Annotated in this window: 22 protein-coding genes; 16 read left to right on the top strand and 6 right to left on the bottom strand. The window is 58.2% G+C overall.

All coding sequences use genetic code 11. From position 1 onward, the window contains the following. Positions 1 to 219: 219 nt before the first annotated feature. From H2515_RS01440 to H2515_RS15945, 3 genes are all read right to left on the bottom strand, one after another. Entirely contained in the window at positions 220 to 483 is a 264-nt protein-coding gene (locus tag H2515_RS01440; RefSeq protein WP_198660754.1) for an SHOCT domain-containing protein, read from the bottom strand. Between the two features lie 75 nt (positions 484 to 558). Further along, entirely contained in the window at positions 559 to 693 is a 135-nt protein-coding gene (locus tag H2515_RS16280) for a hypothetical protein (RefSeq protein ID WP_269802057.1), read from the bottom strand. A 33-nt stretch (positions 694 to 726) separates the two neighbouring features. Further along, positions 727 to 852, bottom strand: coding sequence for a hypothetical protein (locus H2515_RS15945; protein WP_232821495.1), 126 nt, complete (start codon positions 850 to 852; stop codon positions 727 to 729). 70 nt (positions 853 to 922) lie between these two features. Here H2515_RS15945 and H2515_RS01430 point away from each other — a divergent pair, with 70 nt between their 5' ends. From H2515_RS01430 to H2515_RS01385, 10 genes are all read left to right on the top strand, one after another. Then, a complete protein-coding gene (locus H2515_RS01430; protein ID WP_198661509.1) occupies positions 923 to 1,081 on the top strand; it encodes a hypothetical protein in 159 nt (52 codons plus the stop codon). Positions 1,082 to 1,176: 95 nt separating this feature from the next. Next, entirely contained in the window at positions 1,177 to 1,530 is a 354-nt protein-coding gene (locus tag H2515_RS01425; protein ID WP_198660753.1) for a hypothetical protein, read from the top strand. Between the two features lie 93 nt (positions 1,531 to 1,623). Further along, positions 1,624 to 2,934 carry a TolC family protein gene (locus H2515_RS01420; RefSeq protein ID WP_198660752.1) on the top strand — a complete coding sequence of 437 codons (1,311 nt, stop codon included), beginning with the start codon at positions 1,624 to 1,626 and terminating at the stop codon, positions 2,932 to 2,934. After that, positions 2,931 to 4,373 carry an efflux RND transporter periplasmic adaptor subunit gene (locus tag H2515_RS01415; protein WP_198660751.1) on the top strand — a complete coding sequence of 481 codons (1,443 nt, stop codon included), beginning with the start codon at positions 2,931 to 2,933 and terminating at the stop codon, positions 4,371 to 4,373. Before H2515_RS01420 ends, H2515_RS01415 begins: the two co-directional genes overlap by 4 nt. Beyond that, positions 4,366 to 7,476: an efflux RND transporter permease subunit gene (locus H2515_RS01410; RefSeq protein WP_198660750.1), complete on the top strand. Its 3,111-nt coding sequence runs from the start codon at positions 4,366 to 4,368 to the stop codon at positions 7,474 to 7,476. The genes H2515_RS01415 and H2515_RS01410 overlap by 8 nt, the downstream gene beginning before the upstream one ends. A 68-nt stretch (positions 7,477 to 7,544) precedes the next feature. Next, positions 7,545 to 8,240 (top strand): AIM24 family protein, encoded by a 696-nt coding sequence (locus tag H2515_RS01405; RefSeq protein ID WP_198660749.1) that lies wholly within the window; start codon positions 7,545 to 7,547, stop codon positions 8,238 to 8,240. 57 nt (positions 8,241 to 8,297) lie between these two features. Further along, complete coding sequence (locus tag H2515_RS01400) at positions 8,298 to 9,044, top strand: cytochrome b/b6 domain-containing protein (RefSeq protein WP_198660748.1); 747 nt, start codon at positions 8,298 to 8,300, stop codon at positions 9,042 to 9,044. A 128-nt stretch (positions 9,045 to 9,172) separates the two neighbouring features. After that, entirely contained in the window at positions 9,173 to 9,535 is a 363-nt protein-coding gene (locus H2515_RS01395) for a copper-binding protein (RefSeq protein WP_041638090.1), read from the top strand. 115 nt (positions 9,536 to 9,650) lie between these two features. Then, the gene (locus H2515_RS01390) at positions 9,651 to 9,959 is read left to right on the top strand and encodes a hypothetical protein (protein ID WP_163057233.1); all 309 of its coding nucleotides are present in this window, start codon (positions 9,651 to 9,653) and stop codon (positions 9,957 to 9,959) included. A 560-nt stretch (positions 9,960 to 10,519) separates the two neighbouring features. Then, on the top strand, positions 10,520 to 10,726 hold the full coding sequence (locus tag H2515_RS01385) for a cation efflux protein (protein WP_014003705.1): 207 nt from the start codon (positions 10,520 to 10,522) through the stop codon (positions 10,724 to 10,726). Positions 10,727 to 11,003: 277 nt separating this feature from the next. Here H2515_RS01385 and cadR read toward each other — a convergent pair whose 3' ends face one another. Continuing rightward, complete coding sequence (gene cadR / locus H2515_RS01380) at positions 11,004 to 11,465, bottom strand: Cd(II)/Pb(II)-responsive transcriptional regulator (RefSeq protein ID WP_064218664.1); 462 nt, start codon at positions 11,463 to 11,465, stop codon at positions 11,004 to 11,006. Positions 11,466 to 11,564: 99 nt separating this feature from the next. Here cadR and H2515_RS01375 point away from each other — a divergent pair, with 99 nt between their 5' ends. From H2515_RS01375 to H2515_RS01350, 6 genes are all read left to right on the top strand, one after another. After that, a complete protein-coding gene (locus tag H2515_RS01375; RefSeq protein ID WP_064218663.1) occupies positions 11,565 to 12,521 on the top strand; it encodes a cation diffusion facilitator family transporter in 957 nt (318 codons plus the stop codon). A 474-nt stretch (positions 12,522 to 12,995) separates the two neighbouring features. Continuing rightward, the gene (locus H2515_RS01370) at positions 12,996 to 13,622 is read left to right on the top strand and encodes a cation diffusion facilitator family transporter (RefSeq protein WP_198660747.1); all 627 of its coding nucleotides are present in this window, start codon (positions 12,996 to 12,998) and stop codon (positions 13,620 to 13,622) included. Between the two features lie 373 nt (positions 13,623 to 13,995). Then, on the top strand, positions 13,996 to 15,372 hold the full coding sequence (locus H2515_RS01365) for an NRAMP family divalent metal transporter (protein WP_198660746.1): 1,377 nt from the start codon (positions 13,996 to 13,998) through the stop codon (positions 15,370 to 15,372). 10 nt (positions 15,373 to 15,382) lie between these two features. After that, a complete protein-coding gene (locus tag H2515_RS01360; RefSeq protein ID WP_163057239.1) occupies positions 15,383 to 15,607 on the top strand; it encodes a hypothetical protein in 225 nt (74 codons plus the stop codon). 143 nt (positions 15,608 to 15,750) lie between these two features. Continuing rightward, positions 15,751 to 16,578, top strand: a complete 828-nt coding sequence (locus H2515_RS01355) for a hypothetical protein (RefSeq protein WP_014003699.1) — start codon at positions 15,751 to 15,753, stop codon at positions 16,576 to 16,578. A 732-nt stretch (positions 16,579 to 17,310) separates the two neighbouring features. After that, entirely contained in the window at positions 17,311 to 17,514 is a 204-nt protein-coding gene (locus tag H2515_RS01350) for a hypothetical protein (protein WP_081254369.1), read from the top strand. A gap of 500 nt (positions 17,515 to 18,014) precedes the next feature. On the opposite strand, the gene H2515_RS01345 is transcribed toward H2515_RS01350, so the two are convergent. Further along, complete coding sequence (locus tag H2515_RS01345; protein WP_014003716.1) at positions 18,015 to 18,260, bottom strand: glutaredoxin family protein; 246 nt, start codon at positions 18,258 to 18,260, stop codon at positions 18,015 to 18,017. A 20-nt stretch (positions 18,261 to 18,280) separates the two neighbouring features. Beyond that, complete coding sequence (locus H2515_RS01340; RefSeq protein WP_198660745.1) at positions 18,281 to 18,487, bottom strand: CopZ family metallochaperone; 207 nt, start codon at positions 18,485 to 18,487, stop codon at positions 18,281 to 18,283. Between the last annotated feature and the right edge of the window lies 1 nt (position 18,488).

The following is an 18,488-nucleotide window of genomic DNA, read 5'->3' as shown; positions in this document are numbered from 1 at the left end:
CGTTGAGCCTGATTCCGTAGGCTAGGTATGGTAATGGGACAAACGTCCGATGAGCGGCGGAGCAAAATAGAATGTCACACCCTATATACGGCTACGCCTCGGCATCTGGGGATCCACATCCATGCCGCAGACTGGATCCTTAACCAACGAGATAAGCTTTCCACCGCTGCCCCATCTGTTGGTAGCGCATCCGGACCAGCTTCGGCGGATGGGGAAGCGCTATCGTTCCAGGTCGCGGCGCCTTTCCAGGTACTCATCCCTTCCAATTTCCCCACGAGCATAGCGCTCGTGGAGTACATCCAGCGCGGTGGTTTTCTCGCCACCCCGACTCCCGTGACCTGGGAAGGCCCGCACCAGCGACACGATCCCGGCAACAATGCCAAAAATCAGCAAGAGGCAAAGCAAACCCCAAAACAGGATCATGAATGCCGACCCGACCCAACCGTAACCATTGAAAAAACCACCCATCATATAAGGCCACATTTTCTGTTCCTCATCGTGCTCGCTACACCATGGACGCAGAACTAACTCTCGCCGATAACCAGCTCACTTAAGGCTTCAGTGTAGTAGGCAGTGTCCACTTATTCCATCTTCTTTCAGGCCATCCAATGGATGGGGCCAGCCATCGGCGTCCTGGCGACTGAGGATATGGTCTGCGGCAAGATCTTCGGCCACCCGTACCTTTGCTGCCAATGGCCTTCCCTGGGTTGACCGTTAGATATCTCCTCAGCTCACCCCTGCCTCGCAGTAACTTTGCTCCACACGTTGGTAACGGCGCCACACATAGATTGCCCAGATGCGATAGCGTTTCTCGCCGATCATGGCAACAGCCTCTTCCTTGTGTTCCTCCAAGCGCCGGACCCAGTGGGTGAGGATTTGGGCGTAGTGGGGGACAGAGGTTTTTCACGTCCAGGACTTCAAGGTGCTGGCCGGCCATTTCGAGGACCAGCCGCCAGAGATGGGGAATCTCGCCGTCGGGAAAGACTTGCAAACACCGACGGTTGGGGCGGTAGAAAAAGCCGTAGATAAGGGGCACGTCAGTAAGGGCGGGAAGCGCGGCACTCAGTCGCGGCAGCATTGACATTTGATGGCCGTTGAGTTTTAATGACTAAACTAACGTCTCGAGATTGGGGTACTGTGCGCGTTTTTCGCCCGTTCGTTCGCCGGATAGCCTTTATGGCCCTGCTTCTACTGCTGCCTTGGATAGTGGCACCCGTAGACGCGGCTCCGGCGCTGTGCGCCCTGTCGATGACAGGGGTGGCCGCACACGGCACACAAATGCCGCGTTGCGAACAGGCCCTTGGTGCCCCGGCTCAGCAGCAAGGCTCCTGCCTGACTGCTTGCTGCCACCACGATATGATGGCGCCGGTAGCGGAGAGTGCCCACAACATCACCCCCGCCATGTCGGCTCTCGCCGTTTCCGTTGCATCCTGGATTACTCTCTCTTCTCCTAAGCCCGTTCCACACTTTCTCCGCGTTGCGGCCCACACTGGTCTTCCCCCACTCTCCGCAGTTCGTTTTCTCATTTAGCCTCCCGCCTGAATCCGCAGTCCCGCGCACATAGTCGCGCCGGACAGGAAATTCGCGTCTTAGGCCCTAACTCGGGCCGTATGTGGAGGCTATATGAGCGATGTGCAAAGAAGTTCTGGAAATAAATATTTTCTAAAGTGGGTTGCGGCTATTTGCAGGGGCGCGGGGCCACTCTCCCTTCCCGCCATGCTGATGATGGTGTTCAGCCCTTATGCCAGTGCCGCCCCATTGAGCCTGCAGGGTGCTGAGGCTATTGCCCTGCGGCAAAACCCCGGTCTCGGCGCCCTAACCCAGAAGATCGCGGAATTACGGCATAAAGCCGTGGCGGTAGCCCAACTGCCCGATCCGCATCTTGGTCTCGGTGCCGTGAACCTGCCCATCAACAGCTTCTCCATGAACCGGCAGCAGATGAGCATGCTGAGCGTGGGCCTGAGTCAGACTTTTCCCTCCTTTGGCAAATTAGGGCTGGAAGGACAACAGGCGGGAATGGAAGCGCAGATGGCGAACTTCACCCTGCGCGGCCAGGCTGCCGAGTTGGTGCTATTGCTGCGCCGCGCCTGGCTGCAAGCCCTGTATACCGAAAATGCCATGGCCACGGTCCGGCATCAGGAACAGTTGGAGGCCGAAAGTGTGCAAGCGGCACTGGCGCTCTACCGGTCCGCTCAAGGGTCGCAGGCCGAGGTACTCCGTGCCCAACTGGCGCGCGACAGTTTGGCCAATGACATCACCAGATTGCAGGCAGAGCAGGCAAGCGATCTGGCGCAAATCGCCCAGATTCTGAACCTGCCGGAACCGCCGTCCATAGAAAAGCAATGGCCGAATCTGCCGCCACCACCCACTCTTGCCGAAATGGAAGCCCGACTTTCCGGCCAGCCCCTCCTGCGCGCCGCCCAGGCGCAAACCCGGGCCGCGCAAATGGGCGTGCAGGTAGCCAAAACCGGCTATTGGCCGGACGTCACCGTCAGCGTCGGTTATGGCCAGGATTTCCACCCCGGCAGCCCCAACTGGCTGTCAGCGGGGGTTAACCTGAGCCTGCCGATTTTCCCGGGAGATCGCCAGGACCAGGACGTTGCCGCCGCCCAGGCCAAGGCCCAGCAGGCGCAATACCGCTACGACGATCAACACCTGGCCCTGACCCGGCAGGTGCGCGCCGCCTTTGCCCGTTACATAGCCCTCAAGACCCAGTTGGATCGGACCGATCAACGCCTGCTGCCCACCGCACGGAACGCCTTTTCCGCAACGCTCGCCGCCTACTCGGCAGGGCGCGCCGGACTGAATGCGGTGTTGCGCACCCAGAAGGAAATGCTGGACTACGCCCTGGCCCGCCTGCAATACCGCCGCGACCTGGCCATCAGCGCCGCAGAACTGGATTTCCTCACCACTCAAGGAGAGATGCAACCATGAAGTCACGCAACTGGATCATCGGCATGGGTCTGCTCGTCCTTGGCGTAGCCCTCGGGGCTGGAGTGGTGTGGTGGCTGCGGGCCCCCGCCGCGGCACCGAGCGCCAACGCCGCCACAACCCAGCCTCAGGAAAGCACATCCAAGGGACGCCACATCCTCTACTGGGCCGCACCCATGAACCCCAAGATCCATTCGAATCACCCGATGAAGGACAGTATGGGGATGGCCTATATCCCGGTCTATGCCTCCAGCCCGAACGCAAAAAAAGAGTCCGGTCTCAGCATCGATCCGCGCCTGGCGCAAAACCTGGGGGTGCGCCTTGTGGCGGTGCAGCACCGTCAGATGGGGCATGCCATCCATACCGTGGGCACCGTGGCGGTGGACGAGAACCGGGTCTATTCCGTCACACCACGTTTCTCCGGCTGGGTGACCCGCTTGAACGTCCGCGCCGTGGGTGACCCCGTGCAGCGCGGCCAGGTGCTCGCCGAGATATATTCTCCCGAGCTGTATAGTGCCCAGCAGGAATATCTCATTGCCCGCCGCCAGGGTGGAGCGATGGAAGGCCCGGCACTGCTGGCGGCAGCCAGGGCGAAATTACGGCTGCTGGGCATGCCGGAAGGCCAGATCGCGGCGCTCGCCCGGCGCGGCACGGCGGAGCGGGACGTGCCGCTCATGGCGCCCGCGTCCGGGGTGGTCGAAACCCTCAACGTGCGCCAGGGTGGTTACGTCTCGCCGCAGACGAATCTCTATGAAATAGCCAACCTCGACCGGGTTTGGGTCAATGTGGCGCTCTACTCCCATCAGTTGTCCTGGGTACGGATCGGCAACCCCGTGCGTCTGCATCTGCCGGCCTATCCCGGCAAGACCTGGGAAGGACGTTTGAACTTCCTCTATCCGACCCTCGACCCCAAAAGCCGGACGGTGACGGCCCGGCTGAGCTTTCCCAATCCCGGGGGAAACCTGCGCCCCGGCATCTATGCCGACGCCACGGTTCTGGCCAGCCCCGAGGAGACTCTGGCGGTGCCCAGCAGCGCCGTACTGCGTACCACTCAGGGGGATTATGTGATGCTGGGTGAGGATAATGGACATTTTCTGCCGGTCCAGGTTGCTCTGGGGCCGGAGGCCGACGGCTGGGTAGCCATCGACAAGGGACTCAAGACGGGGGACCGGGTAGTGGAAAGTGCCCAGTTCCTGCTTTATTCCGAGTCTCAGTTCCAGTCGGTCAAGGCCCGTATGTTAGGGGGCAACACGGCGTCCACCACGAGTGCCGCGCCGGGCGTAGGGGTTTCCCAGCCGCAGAACATGACTCAGGGCCGGAAATCCTCTGCACTGGCCGCTCCCGCCGGGAATGCTGGTGCCCCGCCAACGCCACCGGCCTCATCCGGTCCGAGCGCCATGGCCGGGGTGAACAGGGGTCAGGGGGGCAAATCCCATGATTAGAGCGATCATGCGTTGGTGTATGGAAAACCGCTTGCTGGTCGTGATCGCCGTCCTGGTGTTGATCGTCGGCGGTACGCTGGCGGTGATCAACATCCCCCTGGAAGCGCTCCCCGACATCTCGCCCACCCAGGTCATCGTCAAGACCTCCTACCCGGGTCAGGCTCCGCAAATCATTCAGGACCAGGTCACCTATCCCCTGGAGACCACCCTGCAGGAGGTACCCGGTGCCCAGGCGGTGCGCGGCTACTCCATGTTCGGGGACTCCTATGTCTACGTCCTCTTCAAAGGGGGCACCAGCATCTATCAGGCCCGCAATCTGGTACTCCAATACCTGAGCCAGGTGCAGTCCAAGCTGCCGCCGGGGATCACACCGGCCCTGGGCCCGAACAGTTCGGGGGTGGACTGGATCTTCGAGTATGCCCTCAGTGACCCCGGCGGGACCTTGAATCTCGCCCAGCTCACCACCTTGCAGAACTGGTTTCTCAAGTACGAACTACAGGCCATCTCCGGCGTCGCGGAGGTGGCCACGGTGGGGGGCATGGTGCAAGAATACCAGGTGGTGGTGGACCCACAAAAGCTCCTCGCCTACCACCTGACCCTGCCGGAGGTGGAGACCGCCATCCGTGCCGCCAACGGGGAGACCAGCGGTTCGGTGGTGGACATGGGAGGAGCGAGTTATATCGTCCGCACCTCGGGCTACATTCGTTCCCTGAAAGACCTGGAGGATGCGTCGCTGGGGGTGCGCGACGACGTGCCCATTACGCTGCGGCAGGTGGCCCGGGTGCAGTTGGGCCCGCAGCTGCCCAATGGCATCGCCGATCTCAATGGCCAGGGTCAGGTGGTGGGCGGAATCGTGATGATGAACCAGGGCGGCAACGCCTATGCCCTCATCCACCAGATCGAGCGCAAGCTGAAGGACATCCAGCCCTCCCTGCCCAAGGGCGTGCAAGTTGTCACGACCTATAGCCAGGCCCCGCTCATCCAGCGCAGCATTCATACCCTGACCGGCAAGCTGCTGGAAGAATCCCTGGCGGTGGCGCTCATTTCCCTGCTCTTTCTGCTGCGCGCGCGTTCGGCGCTGGTGGCCCTCGTCGCCCTGCCGCTGGGAATACTGGCCGCCATCCTTATCATGTGGGGCATGGGTGTCCCCGCCAACATCATGTCCCTGGGCGGCATCGCCATCGCCATCGGCGTGATGATGGATGCCCCCGTGGTCATGATCGAAAACATGCACAAGCACCTGGAGCAAACCCCCGGTGTCGATCCCTGGGCGGCGGCGATGGCGGCGGCGGAGGAGGTCGGTCCGGCCCTGTTCTTCTCGCTGATCATCATCGCCGTTTCCTTCCTGCCGGTCTTCGCCCTGGGCGGCGAGGAGGGCAAGCTCTTCGCGCCCCTCGCCTTTACCAAGACCTTTTCCGTGGCCGCCGCCGCCATCCTTTCCATAACCGTGGTGCCCATTCTCATGGCATGGTTCATCCGCGGTCGCATCCGCCCTGAAAACAAAAACCCCCTGAATCGGGTCCTGGCTTTCCTCTACCGTCCGGTCATCCACGGTGTCCTGCGTGCGCCCTGGATTATTTTGATCCTTGCCCTGCTGCTCACGGCCACCCTCTACTACCCCTGGAACCGCCTGGGGTCGGAATTTATGCCGCCGCTGAACGAGGGGACGCTGCTCTATATGCCGGTCACTCAGGACCCGGCGGTTTCCATCGGCGAGGCCGCCACGCTCCTGCAGCAGACGGACCGCATCCTCAAGACCTTCCCCGAAGTGAAAACGATCTTCGGCGAGGCGGGACGGGCCCAGACGGCGACGGACCAATCGCCCCTGTCCATGTTCGATACGGTGGTGAATTTAAAGAATCCCGACCAGTGGCCAGCCGGGATGACGATGCAGAAGCTGCAAAGCAAGATGAACAAAGCCATGAGTATTCCCGGCCTGTCGAATATCTGGACACAGCCGCTCAAGGGACGGGTGGACATGCTGACTACCGGTCTACAGACACCACTAGGCATTAAAATCGGCGGAACGGATCTCGATACCCTGAACCGCCTGGGGCAGGAACTCCAGACCGTCCTGCGCAAGGTACCCGGCACCCAGAGCGCCTATGCGGCACAGGTCACTGGCGGCCGCTACATCGTCGTGCACTCCGACCGCGCCAAGGCCGCCCGCTATGGCCTATCGGTGGCGGATGTGAACCGTCTCGTGGAGACGGCCATCGGTGGCGAGGTCCTGACCACCGCGGTACAAGGACTGGAACGCTTCCCAGTGGATCTCCGTTACCCCCGGGAACTGCGCCAGTCCCTGTCCACCCTGATGGAAAGCCGCATCGCAGCTCCCGATGGCGCCCAGATCCCTCTGGCCCAGGTAGCCGATCTCCGGATCGAGGGCGGGCCTGCCATGCTTACCAGCGACAACAGTCGCCTGAACAGTTGGATCTATATCGACCCGAAGCCTGGCACCAACATCGGTGCCTATGTACCCCGCGCCAAAGCGGCCATTGCGAAAGCCGTCAATCTCCCAGGAGGTTATACCGTCTCCTGGGTAGGCCAGTATCAGGTCATGGAGCAGGCCGCCAAGCGCCTGGAGCTGGTCATTCCTGCCGTCATTCTGCTGATCGCCCTGCTCCTCTACTTCAACTTTAAAAACTGGGTGGAGGTAGCCATCATCCTGCTCACCCTGCCCCTGTCCCTGGTGGGAGGCTTCTGGCTCACCTACTGGCTCGGCTACAAACTCTCGGTGGCGGTGGCCGTGGGCTTCATCGCCCTGGCGGGAGTGGCGGCAGAATTCGGGGTAGTGATGCTCCTCTACCTGGATCAGGCCCTCATCCGGCGGCAAGCTCGTGGCGCTTTGCAGACCTGGCACGACCTTCGGCTCGCCGTCATCGAGGGGACCATGCTGCGCCTGCGGCCCCTGGCCATGACCTTGACCCTGGTGGTGGGTGGCCTCTTACCCATCATGTTCAGCCACGGCGCCGGTGCCGATGTGATGAAGCGCATTGCCGCCCCCATGGTGGGCGGCATGTTCAGCGCCGCGTTACTGGCGCTGCTGGTGATCCCCGCCCTCTACGCCCTGTGGCAAAAGCGGCGATTGGGCCTGCGGTGATGATGGCGCGCGAAATGCAGAAGGAGAAGTTCGTGGCAACACTAACGAAGCGTAGGCGTGGAGGATCGATGATGGAACCGAAATTATTGACATCGGCGAAGGTGGAAGGTGGGGGGCATGGTGGGATCCGCTTCCGTCTGGAGGGGGAATTAACCCCGATATTGACGTTGGACTTGGACCCTTTGAGTTTTGTGCTCTTCGAGCATCACACCTTATTGTGGAAAGACTCGAAAACCGCTATTTCGGCCACGTCGCCGAACAGCGCTCGAAGTTTCTGGGGCCGTCCGTCGTGGCTGATGATGGCATCCGGACCCGGGTCACTGAGTCTCAGCCGGGATTGCGTCGGCAAGATATTCGGGGTGAAGCTGCATGACGGAAATACCTTGTTGGCACCCGCCCCGCACTTTCTGGCGGCGAGCGGCGCGGTCCACATTGAGAGCTTCTCCGGCGGAAGCGACGGACCTTGGGTTACCGGGGACACCGCGCCAAGCGTTGATCGCTTTTCCGTGGCGGGCGACGCGGAGGGGTTGGTTTGGTTGCACGGTCACGGTGATATCTGGGAACTCACACTGGCAAAAGGGGAGTCTTTGGACCTGGATCCGGGGGCATGGATCGCTCGTGATCCCTCAATCCAATGGGAACCCATCGGACTGGGATCGCTTTCTACGGATATGGCCGCAGGAGCGAACTGGGGCATATGCCGCGCACAGGGTCCCGGGACCATCTGGATGCAAAGCGGCGGAGTCGGCCCTGCGCGATGGTGAGGGCTGTTCCACGGATATTTGTGGCCTGGTCAATGATACGCAGATCCTGGAGGAAGTATGAAATCGACAACGGATAACCGTTATATCCTGCACCCTGTCTGGGACCCGCTGCTGCGGGCACTGCATTGGTGGATGGCGCTTGCCATGATGGCGCAATTCACCTCAGGCGCTACCCTCCTGGCCTTGGGTAACGACATGTCTGACACCCTGATGGGGAAGATCGACATCATCCATTATGTCGGCGGCTATGCTTTCGCCGCCGGGCTGGCGCTGCGCATCCTCTGGCTCTTTGTCGGCCCGCCGACGGCGCGCTGGCGCGACCTCCTGCCCCTGACGTCAGCCCAGCGCCGGATCTGGCGGGAAACCCTCGCCTGCTATCTGAGCGGCTTCCGCCGTCCGATTTCCCCCTATTGGGGACATAACGCTTTCGCTGGCCCCGCCTATCTCGCCTTTTTCCTGATTGCCGTGGCGCAGATCGCCTTGGGAATCAGCCTCTCACTTATGCCGGATAGTGAAGCGATGAACTCCCCGTTGATGGTGATGCATGAATGGGGTTTCTTTCTGCTGCTTGCCTTCGTCATTGTCCATGTGGCGCTCGTGATGGCGCACGAGATCGCGGGCCGCCACGGTTTGATATCGGCCATGATCCACGGCCACAAGGGATTCACCGAGTCGGAACACCAAGCCCTTCATGCCGATTGGGACGCTGCGCTCAGTGTCCAGGCGGACCCGAGCGGCGGGACGGAAGAGCTGGACGATATTACTTCAAATAACGGAGATGTCACAAAAACCAGGCATGAGTGATGGATAGGCGAGTGGTACGGACGCGCAATTTCGCCGTGGGCGGAAAGGAGGGACACCGGAAATTATTGCCATAACCAAGTGTTTAAACTTTGACAAACGAACAGTTCAACAACAGCAAGGAGACGAACATGAAACGTTTTTATCTCACCCTCATCCTGGCGTGTTCGGCGGCGGCCACGCTTCCGGCATATGCGGCCACAGGCAACATGCCGGGTATGGACAATATGCGCACCGTGTCGGGCCAAGCGACCAAGGCCCAAACCTTCATGGGGCAGGGCAAAATCAACAGCATCAGTCCTGATGCGAACTCGGTCAATGTCGCCATGGGCCCCGTCAAGGCCCTTGGTTGGCCCAGTATGTCAATGAATTTCCTGCTCCAGAACACGGCCATGCTCAACAGCCTCAAGACTGGAGAGATGGTGAATTTCGTCTTCGCAAAGGATACCGCCGGGGGGTACGTCATCACTAGGATCACGCTGGTCAGACAATGAAAACACGAAGTAACTGTAATCCGGCCCATCGGGGAATACCACGGGGATATTATCGAGTTATATCATCCACTGGATCGCTACTAAATTCATCTGAATCAATACAGGAGGATTCGCCATGACATTAGAAACATCCCACCAGGAGACATACAAAGAAATACGGATCATGACAATCAGACTTCGCCATGCTGCCCTGCGGGGTTTTATGATGACGATTCTTATGACCGCACCATTATCTGCCTATGCACGCGAAGATCATGCGCCAACCAATCCGAGGTATGAGACAAAAATACTGACAGATAAAGCAGAATATTTAACGTACACCATGATTGTACAGATCAAGGATGGTCACTGGAAGGAAGTCGTTAAGGACGCCCAAAAGGTTGCCGAGATTGGCAAACGAATACAGGCAATAAACACTTATTGATGTGGCCACCAGCGCCATTAGACCTTCGTGACGAGCAGGAACGCTAGCATCTATCAGCCGGATGGCTTGGTGTAACGGGACGATGCCTTTGTGGGCGAGGGACGGTCGGGCGGGAAATTGGTCGTGGCGCTGAAAGGTAAAACTCCCGTCATTTTGGCCGTCGAAAGTTCAGGAAAGAATGCATGCTTAATTCTAAAAACAGCAGTTCCCTTTCGCTGAAATCATGAGATTCACCTGATAGGATGGGTTTTTCGTTGTGAAGATGGTTACCCAACGGCTGACCACTTGGGGGTTTGCTTCTCATGGTCTTTGGGGGTGGAAACACACTTGGACGGGCACGGACTGTTTGCGGTGCTACTGCAGAACCGCAAGCCCACCGTCATCGGGTAAAGGCTGCGCGGGATACAGCCAGCAGTGCGCTGCCGCTTGTTGGCGTAAGGCAAAATCACCATAACGGATTTTAGAGTTATTTTGGTGAGGTATTCGGGTATATATTCGTCGAACAGCCGGTACAGAGGTTACGCTACCGCCAGGTACAGCAAACTCAAGGGATACCACAAATGGCTAATTGCTGTGAAGACAAAAGCTGCGAGATCGCCAATGTCGGTGTCTTACTAGCCGCCAGCAGCATTTACCTGCTTGTGCTTGCCTCGCGCTGGCCGGACATCATCGTCGGTGCCCTTATCTCCGGCGTGTTTCTCAGCTCCGCGCTTAATGTCCTGCGGCAATCCTTGCAAGCGCTACGTGCGCCCGTTTCATCCCGTTAAGGCGTGCAGCGGTTCGGCTTGCTCGGACAAGCCGTGACCGAAAGAAATCAGACAACAGCTTTGGACAAGGGGTTAACCGGGCTTTACGTTCCGGGCTCCCCCAAACCCCAATAGCGATAACTCCAAAAGCCAGCTTGAAAACCAAGGTTTTGTGACGGCATGGGCACCCGTTCCCGATGGCGCCCGGTGTCCGCCACTGGCACCCGCATCGTCACCAACCCTTAACCCACGACCACCCTCACACTCCCAATATGCACCATCTGCATGAATGAAGGCCTTAGGAGATTTCTATGACCTCCGGGCTGTTCGGGGCCGAACCGCCGTGGCACACACACCCTTCCCCTTGGGCAGCGGTCACCAACTCATGCAGGATACCGCATTCGGCGGTGGTATGCCGCCCGTGGCAGCATCCGCGCAGTTGCTCAAGCTGCCTCGCCAGCGCTTGTAGCGATTGGAGCCGTCCCTGTACATGAGCCAGATGCGTATTGATCAACCGATCCACGTCCAGGCAATCGTCCAGCGGATGATCCAGCAGATGCAAGAGTCGCTGCACGTCCGCGAGTGGCATGTCCAGCGCCCGACAGTGGCGAATAAAGGCAAGCCGTTCCAGATGCGCGGGGCCATAAGCTCGATAGCCGTTCGCCCGCCGAACTGGCGCGGGCAAGAGGCCTATCCGTTCATAATAACGGATGGTCTCTGGATCCACGCCCGTGGCCTGCCTAAGTTCGCCAATTCGCATATCATCCCCCCAAAAAGAGCAGTATAAATCCTTGACCATGTAGTGACTACAAGGTTTTTAATGGCAATTCATTCGGATTTTTGCAGAGAAGGATGATGTATGGCACACGATTCTCATGACCATGCCGGCCATACCGCTGGTCACCATCATACCCACGCGCATAGCCATGCCCACGGTCCGGCAAACTACGGCCGCGCTTTTGCCATCGGGGTGGCGCTCAACCTGAGCTTCGTGCTGGCTGAGGTCGTGTTTGGGATGATTGGACATTCCCTGGCTTTGCTGGCGGATGCCGGACATAACATGAGTGACATCCTGGGCTTACTCATGGCTTGGGGCGCCACGGCACTGTCTCGCCGCCAGCCCTCGGCGCGCTTTACCTACGGGCTGCGCAGCTCGTCTATTCTGGTGGCTCTGGCCAATGCCGTATTCCTTTTGGTGGTGACTGGCGGGATCGCCTGGGAAGCGATTCAGCGCCTGCTGCATCCCACGCCCGTGGCAAGCGACATAGTCATTGGCGTCGCAGCCTTCGGAGTGGCGATCAATACTGGGACCGCCCTGCTGTTCATGGCGGGGCGCAAGGGCGATCTGAATATCCGGGCGGCATTTCTGCACATGGCGGGCGATGCCGCTGTATCGCTCGGGGTGGTCCTGGCGGGGATCGGGATGCTGTTTACTGGCTGGTTTTGGCTGGATCCCACGGTCAGCCTGCTCATCAGCGCGGTGATCGTGATCGCCACCTGGGGCTTGCTGAGGGACTCCCTCAACCTGACCCTGCACGGCGTGCCCGAAGGAATCGAAACCCAGGCGGTACGCGCCTATCTCGCCGCCCTGCCGGATGTGGCGGCGGTACATGACCTGCACATTTGGGCCATGAGCACCACCGAAACGGCGCTGACCGTGCATCTGGTCATGCCCAACGGCTACCCCGGAGACGCGCTCCTGAACCGGATCGGCAATGAATTGCAGAGGCGCTTTCGCATCGACCACCCCACCTTGCAGGTGGAGGCTGGCGATCCGGCCCACCCGTGCGCACTGGCGCCGGATCATCGGGTTTGAGATTTTCCGGAAGGTTTATGCAAGGATCCAAGAATATGGCTTCGAGAAGATTTCTTTTCCACAATTATAGATACTCTGAAGACCAATGTCCTCATGGGATTAGGAAAGAGACAGGATATGCCATCAACACCTTTGAGGATCGGCTTGTCATAAACTCCGGTACTTGGTATTCAAGCGATATCGCCGACCGGCTGATCATATCGCCAATGCAAGCCGATGTTCGGCCCTTCAAATCCTCATCACCTGTACCTAATCAGTACAGATCGTTGAACAGGTATTTCTTCGGTATGGGGGGCTATGGCCTGAATCAAAACTATTGAGGAAAAGGTCATGAACCCGACTGGAGCCCGAGGACCCACCCCCGAAGAAGCCCAAGACCGCCTCGCCCGCTTCGGCTCCCACCAGAAACATCGAGGAAGCAGAATATTTAACGTACGCTACCGCTAGGTACAGCAAACTCAAGGGATCCCACAGATGGCTAATTGCTGTGAAGACAAAAGCTGCGAGATAGACGCCATGCGCGACAGTCACAGGCGTGTACTGTGGATCGTGCTCGCCATCAACGCTGTCATGTATTTCGTGGAAGGCTCGGCGGGCCTAATCGCCCATTCAATTTCGCTGCTGGCGGACGCGCTGGACATGCTGGGCGATGCCTTGGTGTATGGGTTCAGCCTCTTCGCGGCGGCACGGTCGGCGCGCTGGCAGACAGTTGCTGCCTTGGTAAAGGGCGGCTTCATGCTCGCCTTTGGGCTTGGTGTGCTGGGGACTGCGGCCTACAAGGCGTTTCACCCCGTCATGCCGGGTATAGAAACGATGGGAATCGTCGGCATGCTGGCACTCATCGCTAATCTTGCGTGTTTTTTTCTTCTGTACCGATCCCGTGGCCACAACCTAAACATGAGTTCCAGTTGGCTGTGCTCTCGAAATGACTTGATCGCCAATGTCGGTGTCTTACTAGCCGCCAGCAGCATTTACCTGCTTGCCTCGCGCTGGCCGGACATCATCGTCGGTGCCCTTATCTCCGGCGTGTTTCTCAGCTCCGCGCTTAATGTCCTGCGGCAATCCTTGCAAGCGCTACGTGCGCCCGTTTCATCCCGTTAAACCGTGCAGCGGTTCGGCTTGCACGGACAAGCCGTGACCGAAAGAAATCAGACAACAGCTTTGGACAAGGGGTTAACCCGGTTTTACGTTCCGTTGCTCCCTAAACCCCAATAGCAAAAACCCATGGTTGACATCTCCGTTTTCTGCCGGTACAAAGGCCCCTGAATTCTTCACACAGGAGGGCCAGCGACTTGGACAGTGACCCTAGTTGCTTTCACAAAGCACCGTTGCAGTTCGTAGATCGGGTCATCCTGGCATAGTTGCTGTTGCCATCACCCGGTCCTCGGGTGATGGAATATTTCCATTCATTATCGTTGTTTTGTGCGCGCCGCCGTGAGTGCGTCCCAGTCGCATGCCCGTAAAGGAGCATACGATGGCGACAGAGGTACAAACCAAAAATATCACTAACCTGTTGGCATCCCTTCCCGAGGATCAGCGCCACCGGGTGGCTGACCGCTGGCGGGTCCACCAGCAACGGGAAGCATTGATTCAGCGCCCTTCCTTTTGGAAACGGCTCTGGCTCTTTCTCACCCTCATCGGGCCAGGAATTCTCGTTATGATCGCGGATAATGATGCTGGTGGGGTGATTACCTATGCCCAAACCGGCGCCGCCTATGGTATCGGATTTTTCATTCCGTTTCTCATCCTCATGGTCCCCGTGGCCTATGTGGTGCAGGAGATGACCGTCCGTCTTGGCGCAGTGACACACCGCGGGCATGCCGAAATGATCTGGGGTCGTTATGGCCCTTTTTGGGGCGCCTTTTCCCTCTTCGATCTGGTCGTCGCCAACATCCTCACCCTCGTTACAGAATTCATCGGTATCACCATAGGGATGAAGATGTTTGGCGTGCCCGCTGTTTGGAGCGCATTGGGCGGATTTCTCATCGTTGCAGGAGTGCTTTTATTTTTGCGTTATCACACCTGGGAACGGGTGGCGCTTTGGGTTGCTGTTGGAAACTTGATTTTTGTCCCGCTGGCCATTGCTTCCCATCCACACTGGGGACAGGTGGTAAAGGCCTTGGGGAGCTGGCATATCCCTGCGGGTATCGCGGTAAGCGGCTTTGTTTATGTGATTCTCGCAAACCTGGGCACGACGATTGCGCCATGGATGCTCTTTTTCCAGCAATCGAGCGTGGTAGACAAAGGCCTGACAGAAAAGGATATCCCCATTGGCCAGGCCGACACCGCCATTGGCACCATTCTGATGGGGCTGGTCGCCATAGCCTTGGTTGCCCTGACAGGATCTTGGGTGTATGGGTTGTCCGGCGCGGGAAATTTCGGAATACACCGTATCATGGCAGCTCTTGCACATAGCCCAATCGGGTCTGTCGGTACCGCGCTCTTTGGGCTGGGACTGGTCGAGGCCGGTCTGATTGCCGCCATCGCGATTACCGCAAGCACTTCCTGGGCCGTGGGCGAGGCGCTTAAACTGCCGCGAAGCATCAATTTACGGCCTCAACATGCACTCCCGTTCTATTTGTCTGGGCTTCTAGGTACGGCTTTGGCGGCCTTGATCGTCCTGCTCCCACATGCTCCTTTGGGATTTTTGAACCTCACCGTTCAAGTGGTCGCCTCCATCTTCATGCCAGCGGCAATGATGTTCCTGCTGCTATTGCTGAACGACCCTGAAATCATGGGTCAGCATGTGAATCGTCCTTGGCAGAATATGGCGGCATTCAGCATTGTGGGTTTACTGATGGTCGCCGACGGTCTCTATGGATTTACGGTGGTTTTCCCTCACGCACTTTAGGAGATGGCACATGCAAGATAAAGACTTTTATCCTGACACCGGGGGCCCCAAGGAAACCTTAGATGTCTCTGATGGCTTTGAAAGCTTTCTTCTGGCAGAAGGGGGCGGGGAGTTGGCCCCATTATCCCGTGCACCCGTTCAAGGTGCGGTGAAAATCGCGTTTTGGGGGCTGCGGCTCTACATCGTCGCCATGTTGATGCTAGTGACGATTGGTTTTACCCGCGGGATGCATTGATTAGGGTGCGGGCTTATTAAGGAGGTGCCACAAATTGGGCAGTAAACGTTATATTTTATATTCATATACGAAAATTGTCTGTTTCTAAGCATAACCGCTGATTCGTGGGAGTGCCCTGGCAGGCATTTTGAAAAGGAACCAACATGAATAAAATAAATTTTTTCCCTATTACCGCCTTGCTGGCAACGCTTATCATGAGCATCCAAGCCGTACGTGCAGATGATGCCGTCCAAAATCCCTGCACCGGACCATCCGCATTACTCGCTCTGCTAGATCGGCCCACGGTGTCTGACAGCGCGTGCGTGGTGCAATACGGCCAAGCCGTACTGGAAGCTGGCTACCAACACGCCAACCTTACGGGAACCGGAGGCGGCACTGCCGATAATTTCCCCGAGGCGGAATTGCGCTTTGGCATGCCGGGCCACAACGAATTCGTCCTGCTGCCGCCCAACGACAATCTCCAGCAGGTCCCAGGCAGCCCACATCTCCAGGGGTTCTCGGCCACCACGGTCGGCATCAAGCACGAATTGGGCTATACCAAACACTGGCTGGGGGCCGTGGAAAGCTTGTTTACTCTGCCCTCCGGGAGCCCGGCATTTGGCAGCCGGGGGACAGGGGTAGCTTTTAACGGTATCGTTGACTATGCTCCCAGCAACGACACCGGGATATCCTTGCAATTGGGCGTCACATCTCAGACCAATCCCGCACTCGCAGGCGGTGGTCGCTTCACCAGCGTTAATCCGGACATCACCTTTACCTGGTTGCCTTTGTGGAATCTGCAGTTCTATGGCGAGGTCTACGGACAAAGCCGCACGGGGCCGGGCCTGGGGTCCGGTTTTGATGCGGACGGCGGTGTGCAGTACCTGCTAACCCCCTCCTGTGAGGTAGACCTCGAAGAAGGTGTGCGCCTGAGCGGAAACCTAGGTGGATTTACCCATTACTTCGGGGCAGGGATGGGTTTCCTGTTCTGATCCGTTAGGGTCCTTAAACAAAAGGGTATCAGATGTCCTGACAATGCAGCCGCCCCTCCCTCGTCGTAACAAGGCATTGCAAAGCGATGGGGGTGCGACAATTTGCCGCATGTAACCGTATCCGTATTAACTGTAAGATAATTTACCTGGGACGAGGAATCTGGTGTCTGTCAGCGATAAACAGCGCAGCCTATAGCTTTAACCGTGTCTTTGGTGCCGAGGTGAAGGTTAAATTCCAGATCCAACCTGGGAGGTGGACGGTCCTGCTACTGTGGCCAAATATGCCGAACTCCTTCAATAACCCAGGTGTGCAAAGCGAATTTTCGATCAACTGATGGGCATCATACCGATGGTCGCTGGTCTTTTACGGTCAAGTAACATCTTCCGATGCTGGATCTGTGGAGCGGGCGGGAAGGGCCCCACATCAATGCTCCAAGTTGCCAGGATTCTGGATGTACAGTGTTCACAGTGTAGACAATACTGGAACCATCCCCGTGGGGCGCTGTGCGCACGCAGTGAATATCCAAAGTGCGTTGGGGGTGGCGGTGTTCGTCGCGTCGGTTATCCTCCATCACGCCATGCCGCCATCTGACATGCGCCAGCTTGCGTCATCGCAGTCCATCTCGATAGTTAGCCCCATCGAGGTAGTTAAACTAACCATCACTGCACATGATAGCGCTTGAGCCAAGAGTGAGAGCGACTGATCGCATGATAATTGGAAAGGACGCCGTCATGAATAAGCTCCTCGTCGCGCTGTTCGTAATAACCGCCCTTGCAGGGTGTTCGCGTTCCAATAATCTGGATGATAGCCATACCGTGAAATGGTACTTGGCGCACGATGCCGCCGCCTACCCCTCTTTTCTTGTTGGTTTTTTGGGGTCGGCGAATTCAAATAATAACCACCCGCCCTCTGCGCCCAGGAAACCTGAAGCGTAAAAGAGCTCGTAAGGTGTCTGGTATCACAATGCCAACCCCATCCCCGGCGACGCAATGCATAGTGGAGCCCAGCACCTGCCTCCAACGTGTCGAGACATACCTCTCGTGCAACCCAGGTAGTGGCTCTCGACAACCCAATACGTACAGGAACGCGCCGAGCGGTCCCGTAGCAATACAAAGCCCCACTTGAGAACCTTGGACTCTGGTGTGGCGCGAATATCAACCGCAACAAACAGTACTGATAACGCGGTAAGGATAAACCACAAAAGCATCACGCCATTCAACATTCCCCCTCCCCCCATCCCCTTGAGCCACGCCCAAGTGATCGTTGCCGACAGATAGCGCCTGCACTTACGCCCAGATCTGGAGCATCTCCAACCACCTTGCCCGAGTCAGAAGGCGCAATATTAAACGAGGAGAAGCATCCAGCTTGCTCTACGGTCCATCCTATGACCGTTTGTAGTCATTCATGTGCTTTTATCCCCATGTTCAGTAAAGTTTTAGGTCCCGGCCAGCAATTCATCAAGCCGTGGCTTCTGATGAGCAAATGTTCCCCATAACGCCTCGCCAGCGATCACCGTGATTGGCGCGACCCGCACTCCGTAGCGTGATTTGGCTTCCTCAGCCACGCCGGGAGCAGTCACGTCACGTTCCTCGTATGCGACATCGTGTTCCTTGAGGTAACGGCGCACTGCCGCGCAGTCGGGGCAGCCGGGACTGGTGTAGAGCAGTACCGGATCAGACATGACGGTCGGTGTGCGGGACTTCAGCCCCGCCCCTCCGCCTCATAGCCTTCTTCCTTGACCGCAGCGATCAGTGCGGCGGTGCTCGCCTGACCATGCACTACAGCTTCTCCTGGCGTGAGAGTGACGTCCGCTTTTTCAACGCCGGGTACGCCTTCCAGCGCCTTCGTCACGGCCCGCACGCAATGCTCGCAGGTCATGCCGGTGATCTTCAGATTGATATTGCTCATG

The sequence above is a fragment of the Acidithiobacillus ferrivorans genome, from assembly GCF_016250455.1.
Lineage (GTDB): Bacteria > Pseudomonadota > Gammaproteobacteria > Acidithiobacillales > Acidithiobacillaceae > Acidithiobacillus > Acidithiobacillus ferrivorans.
The sequence above is the reverse complement of the archived record's forward strand: the minus strand, read 5'-3'. Positions and strand labels throughout refer to the sequence as shown.

What these genes read in the sequence shown, in the direction of transcription:
- H2515_RS01360 (WP_163057239.1), top strand. Translation starts at nt 15,383, where the DNA reads ATGCAAGATAAAGACTTTTATCCTGACACCGGGGGCCCCAAGGAAACC.
- H2515_RS01420 (WP_198660752.1), top strand. Translation starts at nt 1,624, where the DNA reads ATGAGCGATGTGCAAAGAAGTTCTGGAAATAAATATTTTCTAAAGTGG.
- H2515_RS01425 (WP_198660753.1), top strand. Translation starts at nt 1,177, where the DNA reads ATGGCCCTGCTTCTACTGCTGCCTTGGATAGTGGCACCCGTAGACGCG.
- H2515_RS01350 (WP_081254369.1), top strand. Translation starts at nt 17,311, where the DNA reads ATGAATAAGCTCCTCGTCGCGCTGTTCGTAATAACCGCCCTTGCAGGG.
- H2515_RS01365 (WP_198660746.1), top strand. Translation starts at nt 13,996, where the DNA reads ATGGCGACAGAGGTACAAACCAAAAATATCACTAACCTGTTGGCATCC.
- H2515_RS01410 (WP_198660750.1), top strand. Translation starts at nt 4,366, where the DNA reads ATGATTAGAGCGATCATGCGTTGGTGTATGGAAAACCGCTTGCTGGTC.
- cadR (WP_064218664.1), bottom strand. Translation starts at nt 11,465, where the DNA reads ATGCGAATTGGCGAACTTAGGCAGGCCACGGGCGTGGATCCAGAGACC.
- H2515_RS01345 (WP_014003716.1), bottom strand. Translation starts at nt 18,260, where the DNA reads ATGTCTGATCCGGTACTGCTCTACACCAGTCCCGGCTGCCCCGACTGC.
- H2515_RS01390 (WP_163057233.1), top strand. Translation starts at nt 9,651, where the DNA reads ATGACATTAGAAACATCCCACCAGGAGACATACAAAGAAATACGGATC.
- H2515_RS01375 (WP_064218663.1), top strand. Translation starts at nt 11,565, where the DNA reads ATGGCACACGATTCTCATGACCATGCCGGCCATACCGCTGGTCACCAT.
- H2515_RS01340 (WP_198660745.1), bottom strand. Translation starts at nt 18,487, where the DNA reads ATGAGCAATATCAATCTGAAGATCACCGGCATGACCTGCGAGCATTGC.
- H2515_RS01385 (WP_014003705.1), top strand. Translation starts at nt 10,520, where the DNA reads ATGGCTAATTGCTGTGAAGACAAAAGCTGCGAGATCGCCAATGTCGGT.
- H2515_RS01440 (WP_198660754.1), bottom strand. Translation starts at nt 483, where the DNA reads ATGTGGCCTTATATGATGGGTGGTTTTTTCAATGGTTACGGTTGGGTC.
- H2515_RS01400 (WP_198660748.1), top strand. Translation starts at nt 8,298, where the DNA reads ATGAAATCGACAACGGATAACCGTTATATCCTGCACCCTGTCTGGGAC.
- H2515_RS01405 (WP_198660749.1), top strand. Translation starts at nt 7,545, where the DNA reads ATGATGGAACCGAAATTATTGACATCGGCGAAGGTGGAAGGTGGGGGG.
- H2515_RS01355 (WP_014003699.1), top strand. Translation starts at nt 15,751, where the DNA reads ATGAATAAAATAAATTTTTTCCCTATTACCGCCTTGCTGGCAACGCTT.
- H2515_RS01370 (WP_198660747.1), top strand. Translation starts at nt 12,996, where the DNA reads ATGGCTAATTGCTGTGAAGACAAAAGCTGCGAGATAGACGCCATGCGC.
- H2515_RS01395 (WP_041638090.1), top strand. Translation starts at nt 9,173, where the DNA reads ATGAAACGTTTTTATCTCACCCTCATCCTGGCGTGTTCGGCGGCGGCC.
- H2515_RS01415 (WP_198660751.1), top strand. Translation starts at nt 2,931, where the DNA reads ATGAAGTCACGCAACTGGATCATCGGCATGGGTCTGCTCGTCCTTGGC.